Genomic DNA, 18,035 nt, shown 5'->3' with positions numbered 1-18,035 from the left:
GGATGTTCGGCAAACTGACGATCGAGGCCCTGCCGTTCTACAGCCCCATCGCCGCGGGCGGCGCCCTCGTCACCGTGGGCGGCGCGCTGCTGGTGGCCATCGTGCTCACCTGGCTCAAGGCCTGGAAGTATCTGTGGACCGACTGGCTGACCAGCGTCGACCATAAGCGCATCGGCGTCATGTACGTGGTGCTGGCGCTGATCATGCTGCTGCGCGGCTTCGTCGATGCCATCATGATGCGCGCCCAGCAGGCGATGGCGCTGAACGGCGGCGGCTACCTGCCGCCCGAGCATTTCGACCAGATCTTCAGCTCGCACGGCACCATCATGATCTTCTTCATGGCGATGCCGTTCATGACGGGGTTGATCAACATCATCGTGCCGCTGCAGATCGGCACGCGCGACGTGGCCTTCCCGTGGCTGAACGCGGTCAGCCTGTGGCTGAGCGCGGCCGGTGCGGCGCTGGTCATGGTCTCGCTGGTGATCGGCAAGTTCTCGACCGCCGGCTGGACCGGCTATCCGCCCTATTCGGGCATCGAGTACAATCCAGGCGTCGGCGTCGACTACTGGATCTGGGCCATCCTGATCAGCGGTGTCGGCTCGACCATGTCGGGCATCAACTTCATCGTGACGATCCTGAAGCGCCGCGCGCCGGGCATGACTCTGATGCGCATGACGCCCTTCGTCTGGACCGCGCTGGTCGCCTCGGTGCTGATGGCCTTCGCCTTTCCGGCCATCACGGTGGCCTGCGGCCTGCTCGCCCTCGATCGCCTCGCCGGCATGCACTTCTTCACGAATGCGCATGGCGGCAACATGATGAACTACGTCAACCTGTTCTGGATCTGGGGCCATCCGGAAGTCTACATCCTGATCCTGCCGGCCTTCGGCATCTTCTCCGAGGTCGTGTCGACCTTCTCGCGCAAGCGCCTGTTCGGCTACGAATCGCTCGTCTATGCGACGGCGGCGATCGGCGTCCTGTCCTTCACCGTCTGGCTGCACCATTTCTTCACCATGGGCTCCAGCGCCGGCGTCAACGCCTTCTTCGGCGTCATGACCATGATCATTGCCGTGCCCACCGGCGTGAAGGTGTTCAACTGGCTGCTGACCATGTATCGCGGCCGCATCGACTTCCACCCGTCGATGATGTGGAGCATCGGCTTCATGGTGACCTTCGTGATCGGCGGCATGACCGGCGTGCTGCTGGCCATCCCGCCGGCCGACTTCCTGATGCACAACACGACCTTCCTGGTCGCGCACTTCCACAACATGATCATTCCGGGCGTGCTGTTCGGCTATCTCGCTGGCTACATGTACTGGTTCCCCAAGGTCTTCGGCTTCGCCTTTCACCGCGGCTGGGGCCTCGGCGCCTTCTGGTGCTGGATCATCGGCTTCTATCTCGCCTTCATGCCGCTCTACCTGCTTGGCCTGAAGGGCATGCCGCGCCGCATGGAGACCTACAACGATCCGACCTGGCAGCCCTACCTGCTGGTCGCTGCCTTCGGCGCCTTTGTCGTCCTGTGCGGCATCGGCTGCATGGTGATGCAGCTCTACGTCTCGATCCGCGACCGCAACAAGACGCGCGACCTCACCGGCGATCCGTTCAACGGCCGCACCCTGGAATGGTCCACCTCCTCGCCGCCGCCGCCGTACAATTTCGCGGTGCTTCCGACGGTGAGTGACCGCGAGGCCTTCCTCGAGATGAAGGAGAAGGGCAACGCCTACCAGCGGCCGGCCGCCTACGAGGCGCTGCGCATCCCGTCCAATACGCCGATCGGCGTGATCCTGGGCGCCTTCGGCTTCGTGCTGGGCTTCGCCATGGTCTGGCACATCTGGTGGCTGGTCGTGGCGGCCGGTCTCGTGATGTTCGCCGCCGTGATCGTGCGCTCGTCCAACGACGATCAGGAGTTCACCATGTCCGCGGCCGAGGTGAAGTCCATCGAGGACGAGCGCTTTCGCGCCATGGGGAGCCGGCCATGAGCGTCGCCCCCATGAATGAGCACGAGCGCGAGGAGATCGAGGTCCACGAACAGCGGGCGCTCGGCTTCTGGCTCTACCTGATGGGCGATGCGGCGATCTTCGCGCTGTTGTTCGCGACCTACGCCATCATGATCCCCGGCACCGCCGGTGGTCCGACCGGCAAGCAGCTCTTCGAACTCGACAATGCCGCCATCGAGACCGTGCTGCTGCTGGTTTCCAGCATGACCTTCGGCTTCGCCAGCCTGCAGGTGAAGGCGGGTAATCGCGGCGCCGTGCTGGTATGGCTGGTGATCACCTTCCTGCTGGGCGCGGGCTTCGTGTTCCTCGAGGTGCGCGAGTTCGCCGGCATGATCGCCAAGGGCGCCGGCCCGGATCGCAGCGGCTTCCTGTCGGCGTTCTTCACGCTGGTGGGCACGCACGGCGTCCATGTCACGATGGGCCTGATCTGGATCGTCGTGCTCGGCCTCCAGGTCGCGCTGAAGGGGCTCACCCTGCCGGTCGCCTCGCGGCTCTACCGGCTCGGCCTCTTCTGGCACTTCCTCGACATCGCCTGGGTCGGCATCTTCTCCATCGTCTACCTGCCGGGATTGCTGTGATGGAACACCAGACCCCGCACGCCCTTCGCTCCTACCTGATCGGCTTCGTGCTGGCGGTCATCCTGAGCGCGGTTCCCTTCTGGCTGGTCTACACGCACGCTCTGCCGCCGCATCGCACGCTGCTGGTCATCGGCATCGCCGCGGTGCTGCAGGTGCTGGTCCACCTGCGCTTCTTCCTGCACATCAACTTCACCACCACGCCGCGCGAGAACATCCTGGCGCTGGTCTTCACCTGTCTGCTGCTGTTCATCATGGTGGGCGGCAGCTTCTGGATCATGTTCGACCTGCACAGCCGCATGCTGATCTAGCCTGCGGACGCGACGGATGGCGCCGCCCAAATCGAAGATGACGCCGATCCTGGTGTGGGAGTGGATCCTGGTCCTCTCGCCCATACCGGTGATGGTGCTCGCCTATGTCGTTCTCGCGAATACGACGATGGGAGAGGGCGCGGTCGCCTTCACGGAGAAGACGCTCGACGGTCTGTGCGCCGCGGGCCTGCCGGCCTTCTGGTGCCGCCTCGCCAAGCCCGCGACCCTGCTCACGGCCGTGCAGTTCCTGAGCTTCCTCTGGTTCGTGGCGATGTCGGTCTACCTGTTCTGGCGGGTGCGCTTCGCGCCCTACGCCAAGCCGGCGAACTACGTGCCCGGTGCGGCCTCCCTGTTCGAGATGGCGAGCTGGGCGGCGATCTGGCTGTTCATGATGATCGGCGGCCAGGTGTTCCCCTATCGTGGCGCTGAGCTGGCGGAGCCCAGCCTGCTGTTCGGCATGCTGGGGCTGAGCCTCGGGCTGCTGTCGCTGCGCATGCTGGCGGTCGCCCTGCGGTTCCGCCCCCAGTGAAGCTGTTCGGCGACGAGCTGCACCAGGATTTCGGCAGCTGGCCGCTCGCCTACATCCCCTATGGCGGGCCGGATTTCGGCACGATCGCCGCCGTCGCCGAGGCTGTGGGCGATGGCGACGACACGGCCTTTCATGCGGCATGGCTCGCGGCCGGCGATCGTCTGGCAGCCGAGGCGCGGGATGCGCTCGTTCGAGAGCACCGCGTTTCCGCACGCGAGTCGTTCCTGCAGGCGAGCGTGGCCTACTGCGCGTCCTACCATCCGCTTTACGGAAAGCCGGTCGATCCGAGGCTTATCGAGGCGTTCCGCAAGCAGATCAGCGCCTTCGACGAGGGGCTCGCGCTCTTCGATCCGCCCATACTCCCGGTTCGCATTCCCTTCGAGGGCACGTCGCTTCCCGCCTATCTCGTTCCCGCCACCGATCGCGGGGTGGAGATCCGGCCCCTCGTCATCCTGACCAACGGCTACGACGCCACCGTGACCGACCTCTACTTCGCCTCCGCGGTGGCGGCGTCGCGCCGTGGCTATCACTGCCTGATCTTCGACGGGCCGGGGCAGGGCGAGATGCTCTACGAGCACGGGGTTCCACTGCGGCCGGATTGGGAAACGGTGGTGCGGGCTGTGGTCGACTTCGCCGTGTCGTTGCCGACCGTCGATCCCACCCGGATCGCGCTCAGCGGCTGGAGTCTGGGCGGCCATCTCGCTTTGCGCGCCGCGACGGACGAGCCTCGGCTCGCCGCCTGCATTGCCGATCCCGGGCTGTGGAGCGTGGCCTCGGCCGCGCGCGACTTCGCGAATCGATTGGGCGCCGGCCTCGCGCCCGAGGCCAGCCTCGCGACGCTCGATGCGGACGTCGTCGACAGGATGTTCGCGATCATCCAGGTCGATCGCGGCCTGCGCTGGAAGATCGTGCAGCGCGGCTTCTGGGCCAACGGCGCTTCCGATCTGCGCGATTATCTCCACCGCCTCGAGGATTTCACCCTCGAAGGCCGCATCCAGAACATCGAATGCCCGGTCCTGCTCACCCAGGCCGAGAACGATCCTCTGGCCGGTGACACGCAGACGGTTTTCGATGCCCTGCGCGGCCCGAAGAGGATCATGCGCTTTACCGCGGCCGAAGGAGCAGGGGACCACTGCGAGATGCAGAACCGGTCGCTGATGAACCGTCGCGTCCTAGACTGGCTCGACTCGGTTATGGCGGCGCGTGGGGCCTGACGGGCCTGCGTTTGAAATTCCTATGAGGTTCCTATGCCGGCGGCGCGTCCGCCGGCTCGAATTCCTATGCCTGGAACGCCTTCTATCCCGCCGAAGGAGTTTTCCATGCTCGACATCCTGTTCTTCGGCGGCGGGCTCGTCCTGTTCTGCCTTCTGATCGCCTACGAACGCCTGTGCAGCAGGCTGTGAGGCGGCCATGAGCTTCGACTATGCCCTGGGCGGCGCACTCGCTGCCCTTCTGCTCGTCTATCTGACGGTCGCGCTGGCGCGGCCGGAGAAGTTCTGAGGCGGTCATGACTCTCAACGGCTGGGCGCAGATCGCGCTCTTCTGCGGCCTCGTGCTGCTGCTCACGCGGCCGCTCGGCTTCTATCTCGACAACGTCATGGCGGGACGCCGCACCCTGCTGTCACCGGTGCTGCTGCCGGTCGAGCGCGGCTTCTATCGTCTGGCCGGCATCGACCCGGCAGAGGAGCAGAGCTGGTGGGTCTATGCCCGCGCCATGCTGGTGTTCCACATCGTCGGCTTCGCCTTCCTGTACCTGCTGCTGCGCCTGCAGGACTTGCTGCCGCTCAATCCGCAAGGCATGTCCGCTGTGGCGCCCGACCTTGCGGGCAATACCGCCGTGAGCTTCCTGACCAACACCAACTGGCAGAACTACGGCGGCGAATCGACCATGAGCTATCTCTCGCAGATGGCCGGGCTCTCGGTGCAGAACTTCCTGAGCGCGGCCACCGGCATCGCGCTGGCCGTCGCGCTGGTCCGCGGCTTCGCCCGCGCCGAAGCGAAGGGCATCGGAAACTTCTGGGCGGACATGGTGCGCGTCACGCTCTATGTGCTGCTGCCCTTCTGCCTGGTGCTGACGATCTTCTATGTCTGGCAGGGCGTGCCGCAGAATTTGTCGTCCTATGTCGAGGCAACCACGCTCGAGGGCGCCAAGCAGACGATCGCGCAGGGGCCGGTGGCCTCGCAGCTTGCCATCAAGATGCTGGGCACCAATGGCGGCGGCTTCTTCAACGCCAACTCCGCGCACCCTTACGAGAATCCGACCGCGCTTTCGAACCTTGTCCAGATGCTGTCGATCTTCGTGATCGGCGCGGCACTCACCAACCTGTTTGGCCGGGCCGTGGGCGACGAGCGTCAGGGCTGGGCGATCCTGGCTGCCATGAGCGTGCTGTTTCTGGCCGGCGTCGTCGTCTGCTACTGGGCCGAGGCCGGTGGCAACCCGTTGCTGGGCGCGCTCGGCGTCGACAATGCCGCCGGCAACATGGAAGGCAAGGAGGTGCGCTTCGGCGTGTCCCTTTCGGCCCTGTTCGCGGTGATCACCACCGCCGCCTCGTGCGGCGCGGTGAACGCCATGCTCGACAGCTTCATGCCGCTCGGGGGCATGGTCCCGTTGCTCAACATCCTGCTGGGCGAGATCATCATCGGCGGCGTCGGCGCGGGCCTCTACGGCATGCTGCTGTTCGCCATTCTGGCGATCTTCCTCGCCGGCCTGATGGTCGGCCGGACGCCGGAATATGTCGGCAAGAAAATCGAGGCGCGCGAGGTGAAGTTCACCATGCTGGCGATCCTGTGCTGCCCGCTTGCCATCCTGGGCTTCACGGCGTTGGCCAGTGTCATCCCCGCGGGACTCGCCGGCCCGGCCAACGCCGGTCCGCACGGCTTCAGCGAGATCCTCTACGCCTACACGTCGGCGGCCGGGAACAACGGCAGCGCCTTCGGCGGCCTGACGGGCAACACCGTCTTCTACAACGGCACGCTCGCCGTCGCGATGATGGTCGGCCGCTTCGCCATCATCATCCCGATGCTGGCCGTCGCGGGGTCGCTCGCGTCCAAGCGCAAGGCCGCGATCTCGGCCGGTACCTTCCCGACCCATGGCGGTCTGTTCGTCGGCCTGCTGGTCGGCGCCGTGCTGATCGTCGGCGGTCTCACCTTCCTGCCGGCCCTGGCCCTCGGCCCCATCGCGGAGCATTTCGCTCTGCTGGCCGGCTCGCTGTTCTAACGAGGCGTCATCATGAGTAAGCGTGACAAGTCGCAGTCGCTCCTCGACCCCGCGATCCTGAAACCGGCACTGCTGGACAGCTTCGCCAAGCTCGACCCGCGCGAGCTGGTGAAGAACCCGGTGATGTTCACCGTCGAGATGGTGGCGCTGGCCGCGACCGTCCTCACCGTGCGCGACCTGGTGACCGGCGTGGCGGGAAGCGGCTTCCAGGTCCAGATCGTGCTCTGGCTGTGGGTGACGGTGCTGTTCGCCACCTTCGCCGAGGCCGTCGCCGAGGGCCGCGGCAAGGCGCAGGCCGACACGCTGCGCCGCATGCGCAGCGAGACCATGGCCAAGGTGCTGCTGGGCGTCGGCAACACGTTCGAGCCGCGGCGTGCCCACACGCTCAAGGTTGGCGAGAAGGTGCTGGTGGAGGCCGGCGACCTCGTGCCGGGAGACGGCGAGATCATCGAAGGCGTGGCGACCATTGACGAATCGGCTATCACCGGTGAGTCCGCGCCCGTCATCCGCGAGGCCGGCGGCGACCGCTCGGCCGTAACGGGCGGCACACGCGTCCTGTCGGACAGGATCAAGGTCCGCATCACCGCAGAGGAGGGGTCGAGCTTTCTCGACCGCATGATCGCCCTGGTCGAGGGTGCTGCGCGACAGAAGACGCCCAACGAGCTGGCGCTCAGCGTCCTGCTGGCCGGCCTCACCCTGATCTTTGTGCTGGCGGTCGTGACCATCCCGAGTTTCACGACCTATGCCGGCGGCGCGGTCTCCGTCGTCGTGCTGATCGCGCTGTTCGTCACCCTGATCCCGACGACCATCGGTGCCTTGCTGTCGGCCATCGGCATCGCTGGCATGAACCGGCTGGTGCGCTTCAACGTGCTGGCGACCTCCGGCCGCGCCGTCGAGGCGGCGGGCGACGTCGATACGCTGCTGCTCGACAAGACCGGCACCATCACGCTCGGCAACCGCCACGCCACCCAGTTCATCCCGGTGGCGGGCGTGACCGAGGACGAGGTGGCGCGGGTGGCTCAGTTGGCGAGCCTGGCCGACGAAACACCGGAAGGTCGCTCGATCGTCGTGCTGGCCAAGGAGAAATACGGCCTGCGCGGCGTCGACGTGGCCGAGCTGCACGGGCAGTTCGTGCCGTTCACGGCCCAGACGCGCATGAGCGGCGTGGATCATGAAGGCGCGGTGATTCGAAAGGGCGCCATCGATTCGGTGATCGAGCATGCGCGCTCGCTCGGCATCGCGCCGCCGGTCGAGGAAGTGAACCGCATTGCCTCGACCATCGGCAAGGAAGGTGGCACGCCGCTCGGCGTGTCGCGCAACGGCCGCATCCTGGGCGTCGTCTACCTGAAGGACATCGTCAAGGGCGGCATCCGCGAACGTTTCGCCGAGTTGCGCGCCATGGGCATCCGCACCGTGATGATCACCGGCGACAACCCGCAGACGGCGGCCGCGATCGCCGCCGAGGCCGGCGTCGACGATTTCCTGGCGCAGGCGACGCCGGAGGCCAAGCTGCGCCTGATCCGTGAGGAGCAGGCCAAGGGCAAGCTGGTAGCGATGTGTGGCGACGGCACCAACGATGCGCCGGCGCTCGCCCAGGCCGATGTCGGCGTCGCCATGCAGACCGGCACCAATGCCGCGCGCGAGGCCGGAAACATGGTCGACCTCGACAGCGACCCGACCAAGCTCATCGAGATCGTGGCCATCGGCAAGCAGCTGCTGATGACCCGCGGCGCGCTCACCACCTTCTCGATCGCCAACGACGTGGCGAAGTACTTCGCCATCATCCCGGCGATGTTCATCGCCTTCTATCCGCAGCTCGGCGTGCTGAACGTCATGGGCCTGGCGACGCCGCAGAGCGCCATCCTGTCGGCCATCATCTTCAACGCGCTGATCATCGTGGCGCTGATCCCGCTGGCGCTGCGCGGCGTGCAGTACCGGCCGAGCGGGGCCGCCGCGCTACTGCGGCGTAACCTGCTGATCTACGGCATCGGCGGCCTGGTCGTGCCCTTCGTCGGCATCAAGCTGATCGACGTGGTGGTCGCGGCCACCGGCCTCGCCTGAGGCGTGCTTGTCCAGTGCATTTGCCCACCCTTCGAGACGCGGCCCTTCGGACCACTCCTCAGGGTGAGGTGGTTTGTAGTGTCAAAGAAAACCTCATCCTGAGCAGGCCGCGAAGCGGCCGTCTCGAGGATAGGCCAGGAGAAGAACATGCTTCGTCATTTCCGCGCTTCGCTCGTCATGCTGGGCCTGATGACCGTGCTGCTGGGCATCGCCTATCCGCTCGCCATGGTGGGCGTTGCCGGGGCGGCCTTTCCGGGCCAGGCCGGCGGCTCGCTCGTCCAGAAGGACGGCAAAGTCGTGGGCTCGAGCCTGATCGGCCAGTCCTTCACCGGCGAGACCTACTTCCACGGCCGCCCGTCGGCCACGACCGATACCGATCCGGCGGATTCGACCAAGACCGTCGCCGCGCCCTACAACGCGGCCAACTCGGCCGGCTCCAACCTCGGCCCGACCTCCAGGGCGCTGATTGATCGCGTCAAGGAAGACGCCGACAAGCTCGGCAAGGGTGTCCCGGTCGATCTGGTCACGACCTCGGGCAGCGGTCTCGATCCCCACATCTCTCCCAAGGCGGCATCGTGGCAGGTGGCGCGCGTCGCCAGGGCGAGGGGCCTGCCGGAAGCCGAGGTGCAGGCGCTGGTCGCGCGGCAGACCGAAGGCCGCATGTACGGGCTGCTGGGCGAGCCGCGGGTCAACGTGCTGCAGCTCAACCTCGCCCTCGACGCGCTGCCCAAGCGGTGACAATGATCCGGCAGCATGCCCACCGCCGTTGACGATCTGCGGCCCTCGCCCGACGCGCTCCTGAAGGCGGCGGAGAAGGAGTCGCGCGGCAAGCACAAGATCTTCCTCGGCGCCGCCCCCGGCGTCGGTAAGACCTGGGAGATGCTGTCGGCCGCGCACCGGCGTCTCCTCGAGGGTATCGACGTGGTGGTGGGCGTCGTCGAGACGCATGGCCGGGTCGAGACCGAGGCGCAGCTCGAGGGGCTCGAGATTCTGCCGCGCCGCGCCGTCGACTATCGCGGCCGCACGATCGGGGAGATGGATCTCGATGCCATCCTGAAGCGGCGGCCGGCCCTCGTCCTGGTCGACGAACTCGCGCACACCAATGCCGAGGGCAGCCGGCATCCCAAGCGCTATCTCGATGTCGAGGAACTGCTGGCGGCCGGCATCGACGTCTATTCGACCCTGAACGTTCAGCACATCGAGAGCCTGAATGACGTGGTCGCCCGCATCACGCGCATCCGGGTGCGCGAGACCGTGCCGGACCATGTCGTCGATGCTGCCGACGAGGTCGAGCTGATCGACCTGACGCCGGCCGACCTGATCGCGCGGCTCGCCGAGGGCAAGGTCTATGTCCGCGACCAGGCGCAACGCGCGCTGCGCCACTATTTCTCGCCCGGCAATCTCACGGCGCTGCGCGAGCTGGCGCTCCGTCGCACTGCTCTGCGCGTCGACGAGCAGATGCGCAGCTACATGCGCGAACACGCCATCGCCGGCCCGTGGGCGGCGGGCGAGCGGGTGATCGTCTGCCTCGATCCCGGGCCGGGTGTGGCCAACGCCGTGCGGGCCGCCAAGCGCAGCGCCGATGCGCTCGATGCCGAGCTGATCGCGCTCTATGTCGAGACCGACCGGCACGCCACCTTGTCGGAAGTCGAGCATGCGCGCCTCGCCGAGGCCCAGCGCCTCGCGGCCCGGCTGGGGGCGGAGATCGTGACCTTGCCCGGTCGCTCGGTCGTCGAGGAAATCGTGGCCTTCGCGCGCTCTCGGAATGCGACGCGGGTCGTGGTCGGGAAATCCCGGCGCTCGCGCTGGTTCGAACTGCGCCACGGCTCGGTGGTCGACGAGCTGGTGCGCTCGGGGTCGGGCCTTGCCGTCGAGGTGGCGCCCTCGGCCGATGGGGAGCAGAAGGCCGGGCCGCGCGACTGGCTGCGCGACGTGCCGCTGACCCCCGGCCCCTATCTCGAGGGCAGCCTGGCGACAGCCGTGGCGACCGTCGCCGGCGTGCTGATCGATCGCCTGATCGTGCTGCCCAACATCTCGCTGGTCTATGTCCTGCCCGTGCTGTTTTCCGCCGCACGCCACGGGCTGGTGCCGTCGCTCTGGGTCTCGGCGCTGAGCGTCGCCTGCTTCAACTTCTTCTTCCTGCCGCCGCTCTATCAATTCACGATCGCCGATCCGGCAAACGTGATGGCGCTCTTCCTGTTCGTCGTGGTGGCGGTGATCGCGAGCGCGCTGGCGGCAAGGACGCGTACCCAGACCGAGTCGGCGCGTCGCGAGGCGCGCACGACTGCGGGGCTCTACGCGTTCAGCCGCAAGATCGCGGGTGTCGTCGAACTCTACGATCTCCTGTGGATCGTGGTTTCGCACCTGGCGCGCCTGCTGCAGGCCGAGATCGTGGTGCTGATGCCGGAGGAGGGCCAACTCACGACGCGCGCGGCCTTCCCTCCCGATGGGGCACTGAGCGACGCCGATCTCGCCGCCGCGCGCTGGTCGTGGGATGCCGACCGGCCGGCAGGGCGCGGCACCGACACCCTGCCCGGTGGGCGCTGGCTGTTCGTGCCGATCCGCACCAGCCGCTCGGCGATTGCAGTGATCGGCGTGTTGCCGAACAAGGAGGGCCACGAGCTCTCGGCCGGCGAGCGCCGCCTGCTCGAAGCCGTCGGCAACCAGGCCGCCGTGGCCATCGAGCGCGTCACGCTCGCCGAGGATATCGATCAGGCGAGGCTGGGGGCGGAGCGGGAGCGACTGCGTTCGGCGATGCTCACCTCGGTGTCGCACGATCTGCGTACGCCGCTCGCCTCGATCATCGGCTCCCTGTCCAGCCTGCGCAGCTTCGGGGAGCGCTATGACGCCGCGGCGCGCGAGGAGTTGCTGGCGACGGCGCAGGGTGAAGCCGAACGGCTCGACCGCTTCGTCGGCAACCTGCTCGACATGACGCGCCTCGATGCCGGCGCCGTCGTGCCCCGGCGTGAGGCCGTCGAAGTGGGCGACCTGATATCGACCGCGCTGCGCCGCGCCGCGCCGCTGTTGGCCGACCACGAGGTTGCCAGCGTTGTCCCATCAGGGCTGCCCGCGCTGTCGCTCGACTTCGTGCTGGCTGAGCAGGCGTTGTTCAACCTGCTCGACAATGCGGCCAAGTATTCCCCACCCGGCGGCCGTCTCTCGGTCGAGGCGAGGCTCGCCGGATCGCAGGTCGAGATCGTCGTGGGCGACGAGGGGCCGGGCATCGCCGAGGCCGACCTCGATCGCATCTTCGAGAAGTTCTATCGCGCCGAATCGGGCGATCGCCGCCGCGCCGGCACCGGCCTGGGCCTCGCCATCGCCCGCGGTTTCGTCGAAGTCATGGGCGGCACGCTGATGGCGCATAATCGAAATAGTCAAAATAATCGAAACAATCGTAACGAAAGCGGCGGCGCGGAATTCGTGGTGAGTTTTCCGGTGGGACATGACGGCTGACGGTGCCACGATCCTGATCGTCGAGGACGAACCCCCGATCCGCCGTCTGCTGCGGACGACCTTGGCCGCCCATGATTACCGCACGCTGGAGGCCGGCACGGGGGGCGAGGCGCTGCAGGCCATGCGGCACCACCGGCCCGACCTCGTGCTCCTCGACCTCGGCCTGCCCGATCGCGACGGGCTCGAGCTGATCGGCGACATCCGCAAGCTGGCGCCCGTCCCCATCGTCGTGCTGTCGGGACGCGGCGAGGAAGCGGCCAAGGTCGCGGCCCTCGACGCCGGCGCCGACGACTATGTGACCAAGCCGTTCGGTGCCGAGGAGCTGATGGCCCGCCTTCGCGCCGCGCTGCGCCACAGGCTGCAGCAGCAGGGCGCGGACCGGTCTTTCTCCAGCGGCACGCTCAAGGTCGATCTGGTGCGCCGGCTGGTCGAGCGCGACGGCGAGGCGGTGAAGCTGTCGCCCAAGGAATACGACATCCTTGAACAGCTCGCGATCCATGCCGGCAAGGTGCTGACGCATCGCCACCTGCTGCGCGAGGTGTGGCGCGACGAGGCGGTCGATCCGCAGTACCTGCGCGTCTACATCCGCCAGCTGCGCCAGAAGATCGAGACCGATCCGGCCTCGCCGCAACACGTCCTCACCGAGCCCGGCGTCGGCTACCGGCTCGTGTGAGGGTCAAGTCGTACGGGCGAGTTACTTCGTGACCTTGGCGCCCGTCGCGACGTTGATCACGGAACCGTCCTCCAGGCTCAGGCGATAGATCTCACGCAGCACGTTGCCGGCAAAGCCCAGCTCCACGATCGACACGGTCTTGAAGGCGGTCGGGATGCCGTCCGGCAGGATCTGGTTGAACTCGATGGCCGTCTGGTTGAAGGCCGCCTGGATCTCCGGCGTGAACTTCGCCATCGAGTAGACCAGCGTGTTGTGCGGATTGTGCGGCCGCAGTTCCTTGCCGTCCTTCACGGTGTTGATGCCGCTCACGCCCACCGTCTGGACGAGTTCCTTGCCGGCATCGCCCATGGCGGCATAGACGGGCCCGGTGACGCGCGGCAGCGGACCGTCGCGCAATGGCGTAAGGGCCGGCGTGGCGAGCGTGTTGAAGGCCATCATCGCCTCGAAGCCCGCGCCTTCCTTGACGATGCCGAGGTCGAGCCACCACGGGTGGCCGGCGCCCTTGGCGGCCTCTGTCGTGTAGAAGGCCTTGAGGGTGACGTTCAGGACCGGCGGCAGCTTCGGCATCGCCTTCAGCATCTTGTCCGGCGTCGTCGGGTCGGCGTTGTGGATGTGCAGGACGGTGACGTGCGGAATGTTGAAGCGCAGCGCCTCGTCGATGAGCTTGGCGTTCAGCAGCTTCTCACGCAGCAGCCCGCCGATCGTGATGGCGAGACGGTCATTGACCTCCTTGGGCAAGGTATAGACGAGGCCGAAGGTACGCTTGTGTTCGCGGAAGGCGGGCGATCCGATCGAGCTGTTGTCGATCGCGCCCTGCGCCAGGGTGGGTTGAGCGGCCAGCAGGGCCGAGCCGGCAAGCACAAGGGCGGTCAACCCGCCGGCAATCTTGATCTTCATCGGTTTTCCCCCAAGTCAGGCAGATGCACAATAGGTGCAATTCGCGTGCCTGCTGACAAGGAGAATTCAGAAAGCGCACTCCGCGCGCATGGCCGGGGAGATCGGATCGGCCGGCATGTTGAGTTTGCAGTGGTAGTCGAAGGCCGTCCGATAGGGCGCGGCGATGCGGGACTTGGCCTGGATGGGCAGGACGACGCGCGCGTTGCGGCGGTCGATCTGCTGGCGGCCGTAGCCAATGTTGGTGCCGTCGGGGAAATAGGCGTCGAAGAACGAATGGCCGGCCGTCGAGGTGAATTCGACGGTCAGCACGGCGCCGTCGAGACAGTCGAAGCGCGGGCCATTCTTCAGGGCACCCGTCTCCGTGTTCTTTCCGGAGGGACCGGAGACGGTCCAGCTCGAGGTGGCGCCCGTCTTCGAGCTCTCGGCTTTCAGCACGCCGCAGGCGAGGCTGCTCGGCGGGGGCGGGTTTGCGGGCTTGTTTGCCGTCTGCGCGTGCGCCGTTCCGGCGAGAAGGAGTGCCGCCAGCGGCAGAAGCGGGTTCATCGTCATTTGGGAAGACCGTCCAGCGCCTTCTTCGCCTCGGCATCGTTCCGGGCCGCTGCCTGTTGCAGCCAGACCTTGGCCTTGGCGGCATCGGCGGTTAGCCCTGCGCCGCCCTTGGCGAGCAGGAGACCGAGCTTGCGCTGCGCTTCCGCGAGGCCCGTGAGGGCGGCGCGCTCGTACCAGTCCGCGGCCTGCGTGCCGTCGTGCGGGAAGCCCCCTTTGGCCGGCAGCGTCGGGTCGTAGAAGGAGGCCAGTTCGACCTGGGCGGCGGGGTTGCCCTGTTCGGCAGCCTGGCGGACCACCAGGAAGGCGGCGGCCGTGTCGCCCGCCTTGGCGAAGTCCTGCGCCTTGGCCAGCATCGCCTCGGGTGCCGGCTTGGTTGCGAGATACTCCGCCACCGTCTCGCGCACCGACTTGGCGGGCGGTGGCGCGGCCGCGGGCTGCAGGGGCGTGGGCGCCGGTGGAGGCGCTGCGGCGACGACGGGCTCCGGCGGATGGAGGTGGTTGGTCCAGTAGTAGTAGCCACCGCCCACCGCCAGCAGGACCAGCACCGCGGCGATCATCCAGCCCGTCGCACCGGAGCGCTTCGGGAGATCGGCCAAGGGATCGCGTGCGGCTCGCAACTCGGCACGAGGCGGCGGCGGGGGTGGTGGTGGTTCAGGCGCGACCTCCAGCGGCGGCGGCAGTTCCGGCTCGGGCGCTGGGGCCGGCGATTGCCGGCGACGCAGCCGCACCGTGTCGTCGTAACTGCCCGACGCGCCGGCGGCGCCGGACGTCAGCATCGCGGGCCACGCCACGACGGTCGTGCCGACGACGCCGATATCGGGTTCGCGCACGCGCAAGCGGACGGTCGCGATGCCGGCCAAACGGTCGCAGATCTCGGGGCCGAGATGGAATTCGAGGGCGTCGCCGTTGCGCCGCACCTCGTCGGGCATCAGCCAGGTCTCGGTGCGGCGCCAGCCATCGTCGGCCAGATGCGTGTCCGGCCCCTGCTGGCGCTGGATCGAAATGGTGAGGCCTTCGGGGGCGGCGTCGAGTTCGCTCACGTGCAACAGCGCGTGACCGGGTTCCGGCAATGGGGTGATGGTCGCGCGAACAGGCATCGAAACGCTCTACGCCGCCACGGTGCGCAGGATGGCGCCCAGCCGATCATTCTGCTCCGGCGTGATCTCGCGTCCGCCTTCGTAACCCACATTGTCCATCGCGAGCTGCAGGAAGGCCCGCATCCAGTCCTTGCAGTAGTCGGCATAGATCGGCGCCGGATTCTCGCTGAGCTGCGGGATCCCGTCGACCATGACCACCGGCTGCTCGAACACGCGGCGCAGCGGTGCGTTCGGTGGCAGGCCCGGCCGCTGGTCGAGCGGCAGCTTGTCGAAGCCCAGCGCGCTGACATAGCCATTGAGCGCCGAGGATGCGGTGCGCACCTGGCGCTCGGCGATCTCCTCCCATTTGGCGTTGGCGGCGTTCTCCAGCTCGCGCACCTCGTGGGAGAGCTGGTCGATCAGCTTCAGCCGATGGGCGCCCACGATCAGCTCATCGATCAGCCAGCCGAGATGCTGGCGGTCGACGCCGAAATGCGAGAGCGCTTTCTCGTCGGATCCGACGCGGCGCATATTCTCGAGCCAGTAGTCCGCGGCCTCGCGGGCGAAGCGCTCGGCGCGATCCTCGAGCACGCCGGCGGGCGGTGCGGCGCGGCCGGGCTCCTCGCCGAACACGTCGGCGAAGATGGCGCCGAGGTCGACGGCGGCGCCGGTCGACTGTGCCGCGGCAGCAGCGGGCTTGCCGTTCCGGCCCAGCCCCTCGTCCGAGGGGCGGGCGGTGGCGATGCGGAAATAGATCTCGCGCAAGGCCGTGTCGGCGACCTGCAGGGCGGCGACCAGCTCCCCGAAAAGCTGCTGCTGGATGACGTTGGCGAGGCCGCGCAGCACCGTATGGACGAGGTCGCGCTTCTTGGTGCGGGCATCGCCGTCGGAGGCGCTGTGGAAGCCGGCCAGCCGGTCGACCAGGCGGCGCAACTGCACCTCGAGCTGGCCGCGCACCTGGGCGCGCTTGATCGCGGGATCGCAGACGGGGATCAGACTCTGGACCAGATGCGCCACGCCGCCGTCGTTGGCACGGAACGCCTCGTCCCAGGCCAGCGCCGGATCGGCGAAGTGGCGCCGCACATCCTCGTTCTCGATGAAATGGCGACGCAGCTCGACGGCGCGCTGGGCGAAGGACTCGGCGATGCCGACCTCGCGGCCGCCATCATAGTCCATCAGGCGCTCGTCGATGACGGTCGGATTGCGCAGCCAGAAGCTGTTGTCAAACGGCTTGCCGTTCCAGTCGAGCGGCCACTCGCCGCGGAAATTGTTGACCAGCGAGTTGCCGAGGCGGGCGCTCCAGCGCAGCCGGCGCGACTCCTCGGTCTCGCCGGCCTTCTGCTCGAACTCGCGGTCCATCTTGGTCAGCACCAGGAACAGCGCGTTCTTCTGCTTGGCGCGGTCCGCCGGCGTGGCACCGATCGTCTGGTCGATCCACGCCGACATCATGTCGGAAAGGTCGCGCACCTCCTGATTGCCGTCGGGGATGCACAGCAGGATGGCGCTGAGCTCGCGCTCGGCCGAGTAGCGCTGGAAGAGATAGGCGACCTTGCCGCGCAGCAGCAGCTCGCGCAGCGGGTTGGCGCCCTCGGCCACGCCCTTGGACTTGGCGACGTCGTCGAGATTGGCGAGCTTCAGCCGCGAGCGGGCGCCCGGGAAGTCGAGCAGGTCGGTGTGATCGAAGAAGTCCCACGGCTTCTCGTCGATCGCGACGTTCAGCTCGGCGGTGAGGGCGCAGACCAGCGAGCGCGGCAGGCGCGCGTCGGACGCGGAGCGGCCGTCGGCGCGGCGGGGACGTACCAGCAGCGGATCGTCGGCATCGGCACCCAGCCGGTCGAGCGTCAGCACGTCGACGATGCTCTTCTCGCGCGGGATCAGCGCGTCCATGCCCAGCAACGCTTCGGGCGCGTGGCCGAGCTTCTGCAGGCCGTCATAGAGGGTAAGGTAGAGGTCGGTGAAGGGCTGGAAGTCGTACCACAGGACGGACCACAGGCGGGCGCGGTCCTGCCCCGAGAGGCGCGGCGCGAGATCGATCGCCTCGCGCCAGAAGTCCGTGCGCAGCTCGGCGGTGACGCCGGCGAAGAAGGTGTCGAAATACTCGATCAGGTCGAGCACGTCGTCGGACTCGAGGTCGCCGACCGGCGTCGGCTGGGCCTTGGCGCGCAGTTCGGACAGGCGCTTGCGGATCGCCGCGCCGTCGGGCCGCACGAACTCGGCCTTCTGGTGATCGAAGTCGAGCAGGAAGGAGTTGCCCAGGATCTTCACGATGTCGGTCTGCGTGAGCAGCCGCACCTTCACGGGGAAGTCGGCCGAACCGTTGCTGAGGCCGAGGCCGAAGCGCGTGACCAGGCCGGTCGATTCACGATTGCCCGGCGGGTTGATCTCGCGCAGGAAGTCGTACGTCTTGTCGGCGAAGCGCGCCTGCAGCGGACGGCCGTCGCGGCTCGCCAGGATCGACACGAGATAGGACTTGCCGGCCTGGCTCGGACCAAACACGCCGACGCACATGCGGCGGCGCGCGGCGCGCGCCAGCTTGCGGCTCTGGTTGCGAACCTTCTGCAGCTCGCTCACCAGCGACGGCGCCTGCTGCGCCACCGTCGGCGACTGTTCCGATGCGCTCTTCAGCCAGGCCACGCCCTCGCTCGCGGCGACGGCCAGAGCCTCGCAGTCCTGGGCCAGCTTGAGATCGACTGTGTCCAT

The 18,035-nt window shown here is 67.6% G+C and carries 16 protein-coding genes; 12 read left to right on the top strand and 4 right to left on the bottom strand.

Features of this window, described 5'->3' with window-relative positions; genetic code table 11:
- Positions 1–2 precede the first annotated feature (2 nt).
- From cyoB to ACT6UX_RS20215, 12 genes are all read left to right on the top strand, one after another.
- A complete protein-coding gene (cyoB, locus tag ACT6UX_RS20270; RefSeq protein ID WP_444776957.1) occupies positions 3–1,976 on the top strand; it encodes a cytochrome o ubiquinol oxidase subunit I in 1,974 nt (657 codons plus the stop codon).
- Positions 1,973–2,572, top strand: a complete 600-nt coding sequence (gene cyoC / locus ACT6UX_RS20265) for a cytochrome o ubiquinol oxidase subunit III (RefSeq protein ID WP_444776956.1) — start codon at positions 1,973–1,975, stop codon at positions 2,570–2,572. Before cyoB ends, cyoC begins: the two co-directional genes overlap by 4 nt.
- Positions 2,572–2,880: a cytochrome o ubiquinol oxidase subunit IV gene (gene cyoD / locus ACT6UX_RS20260; RefSeq protein WP_444776955.1), complete on the top strand. Its 309-nt coding sequence runs from the start codon at positions 2,572–2,574 to the stop codon at positions 2,878–2,880. The genes cyoC and cyoD overlap by 1 nt, the downstream gene beginning before the upstream one ends.
- 16 nt (positions 2,881–2,896) lie before the next feature.
- The gene (locus tag ACT6UX_RS20255; RefSeq protein WP_444776954.1) at positions 2,897–3,409 is read left to right on the top strand and encodes a hypothetical protein; all 513 of its coding nucleotides are present in this window, start codon (positions 2,897–2,899) and stop codon (positions 3,407–3,409) included.
- Positions 3,406–4,623 (top strand): alpha/beta hydrolase family protein, encoded by a 1,218-nt coding sequence (locus ACT6UX_RS20250; RefSeq protein ID WP_444776953.1) that lies wholly within the window; start codon positions 3,406–3,408, stop codon positions 4,621–4,623. The genes ACT6UX_RS20255 and ACT6UX_RS20250 overlap by 4 nt, the downstream gene beginning before the upstream one ends.
- 66 nt (positions 4,624–4,689) lie before the next feature.
- Positions 4,690–4,812 (top strand): hypothetical protein, encoded by a 123-nt coding sequence (locus ACT6UX_RS20245; RefSeq protein ID WP_444776952.1) that lies wholly within the window; start codon positions 4,690–4,692, stop codon positions 4,810–4,812.
- Between the two features lie 7 nt (positions 4,813–4,819).
- Positions 4,820–4,909: a K(+)-transporting ATPase subunit F gene (gene kdpF / locus ACT6UX_RS20240; protein WP_216956997.1), complete on the top strand. Its 90-nt coding sequence runs from the start codon at positions 4,820–4,822 to the stop codon at positions 4,907–4,909.
- 7 nt (positions 4,910–4,916) lie between these two features.
- Positions 4,917–6,626: a potassium-transporting ATPase subunit KdpA gene (gene kdpA, locus ACT6UX_RS20235; RefSeq protein WP_444776951.1), complete on the top strand. Its 1,710-nt coding sequence runs from the start codon at positions 4,917–4,919 to the stop codon at positions 6,624–6,626.
- A 12-nt stretch (positions 6,627–6,638) separates the two neighbouring features.
- A complete protein-coding gene (kdpB, locus tag ACT6UX_RS20230) occupies positions 6,639–8,687 on the top strand; it encodes a potassium-transporting ATPase subunit KdpB (protein ID WP_444776950.1) in 2,049 nt (682 codons plus the stop codon).
- A gap of 147 nt (positions 8,688–8,834) precedes the next feature.
- Positions 8,835–9,425: a potassium-transporting ATPase subunit KdpC gene (gene kdpC, locus ACT6UX_RS20225; RefSeq protein ID WP_444776949.1), complete on the top strand. Its 591-nt coding sequence runs from the start codon at positions 8,835–8,837 to the stop codon at positions 9,423–9,425.
- A 15-nt stretch (positions 9,426–9,440) separates the two neighbouring features.
- On the top strand, positions 9,441–12,140 hold the full coding sequence (locus ACT6UX_RS20220) for a DUF4118 domain-containing protein (RefSeq protein WP_444776948.1): 2,700 nt from the start codon (positions 9,441–9,443) through the stop codon (positions 12,138–12,140).
- Positions 12,130–12,813 carry a response regulator gene (locus ACT6UX_RS20215; RefSeq protein WP_444776947.1) on the top strand — a complete coding sequence of 228 codons (684 nt, stop codon included), beginning with the start codon at positions 12,130–12,132 and terminating at the stop codon, positions 12,811–12,813. The genes ACT6UX_RS20220 and ACT6UX_RS20215 overlap by 11 nt, the downstream gene beginning before the upstream one ends.
- Positions 12,814–12,834: 21 nt before the next feature.
- Here the strand turns inward: ACT6UX_RS20215 and ACT6UX_RS20210 are convergent, their stop codons facing one another.
- The 4 genes from ACT6UX_RS20210 to ACT6UX_RS20195 form a co-directional block, all read right to left on the bottom strand.
- The gene (locus tag ACT6UX_RS20210; protein WP_444776946.1) at positions 12,835–13,710 is read right to left on the bottom strand and encodes a hypothetical protein; all 876 of its coding nucleotides are present in this window, start codon (positions 13,708–13,710) and stop codon (positions 12,835–12,837) included.
- A 66-nt stretch (positions 13,711–13,776) separates the two neighbouring features.
- Positions 13,777–14,259 carry a hypothetical protein gene (locus tag ACT6UX_RS20205; protein ID WP_444776945.1) on the bottom strand — a complete coding sequence of 161 codons (483 nt, stop codon included), beginning with the start codon at positions 14,257–14,259 and terminating at the stop codon, positions 13,777–13,779.
- Positions 14,256–15,356, bottom strand: a complete 1,101-nt coding sequence (locus ACT6UX_RS20200) for a tetratricopeptide repeat protein (RefSeq protein WP_444776944.1) — start codon at positions 15,354–15,356, stop codon at positions 14,256–14,258. The genes ACT6UX_RS20205 and ACT6UX_RS20200 overlap by 4 nt, the downstream gene beginning before the upstream one ends.
- Before the next feature lie 9 nt (positions 15,357–15,365).
- Entirely contained in the window at positions 15,366–18,035 is a 2,670-nt protein-coding gene (locus tag ACT6UX_RS20195) for a virulence factor SrfC family protein (protein ID WP_444776943.1), read from the bottom strand.

Origin of the sequence: Reyranella sp., assembly GCF_052439685.1 — a bacterium.
Classification (GTDB): domain Bacteria; phylum Pseudomonadota; class Alphaproteobacteria; order Reyranellales; family Reyranellaceae; genus Reyranella.
Note: the sequence above shows the minus strand (reverse complement) of the source record. Positions and strands in the feature narration are given on the sequence as shown.

What these genes read in the sequence shown, in the direction of transcription:
- ACT6UX_RS20255 (WP_444776954.1), top strand. Translation starts at nt 2,897, where the DNA reads ATGGCGCCGCCCAAATCGAAGATGACGCCGATCCTGGTGTGGGAGTGG.
- ACT6UX_RS20210 (WP_444776946.1), bottom strand. Translation starts at nt 13,710, where the DNA reads ATGAAGATCAAGATTGCCGGCGGGTTGACCGCCCTTGTGCTTGCCGGC.
- ACT6UX_RS20245 (WP_444776952.1), top strand. Translation starts at nt 4,690, where the DNA reads ATGCCTGGAACGCCTTCTATCCCGCCGAAGGAGTTTTCCATGCTCGAC.
- cyoC (WP_444776956.1), top strand. Translation starts at nt 1,973, where the DNA reads ATGAGCGTCGCCCCCATGAATGAGCACGAGCGCGAGGAGATCGAGGTC.
- cyoD (WP_444776955.1), top strand. Translation starts at nt 2,572, where the DNA reads ATGGAACACCAGACCCCGCACGCCCTTCGCTCCTACCTGATCGGCTTC.
- cyoB (WP_444776957.1), top strand. Translation starts at nt 3, where the DNA reads ATGTTCGGCAAACTGACGATCGAGGCCCTGCCGTTCTACAGCCCCATC.
- kdpF (WP_216956997.1), top strand. Translation starts at nt 4,820, where the DNA reads ATGAGCTTCGACTATGCCCTGGGCGGCGCACTCGCTGCCCTTCTGCTC.
- ACT6UX_RS20215 (WP_444776947.1), top strand. Translation starts at nt 12,130, where the DNA reads ATGACGGCTGACGGTGCCACGATCCTGATCGTCGAGGACGAACCCCCG.
- ACT6UX_RS20205 (WP_444776945.1), bottom strand. Translation starts at nt 14,259, where the DNA reads ATGACGATGAACCCGCTTCTGCCGCTGGCGGCACTCCTTCTCGCCGGA.
- ACT6UX_RS20200 (WP_444776944.1), bottom strand. Translation starts at nt 15,356, where the DNA reads ATGCCTGTTCGCGCGACCATCACCCCATTGCCGGAACCCGGTCACGCG.
- kdpA (WP_444776951.1), top strand. Translation starts at nt 4,917, where the DNA reads ATGACTCTCAACGGCTGGGCGCAGATCGCGCTCTTCTGCGGCCTCGTG.
- ACT6UX_RS20220 (WP_444776948.1), top strand. Translation starts at nt 9,441, where the DNA reads ATGCCCACCGCCGTTGACGATCTGCGGCCCTCGCCCGACGCGCTCCTG.
- kdpC (WP_444776949.1), top strand. Translation starts at nt 8,835, where the DNA reads ATGCTTCGTCATTTCCGCGCTTCGCTCGTCATGCTGGGCCTGATGACC.
- ACT6UX_RS20195 (WP_444776943.1), bottom strand. Translation starts at nt 18,035, where the DNA reads ATGGACACAGTCGATCTCAAGCTGGCCCAGGACTGCGAGGCTCTGGCC.
- kdpB (WP_444776950.1), top strand. Translation starts at nt 6,639, where the DNA reads ATGAGTAAGCGTGACAAGTCGCAGTCGCTCCTCGACCCCGCGATCCTG.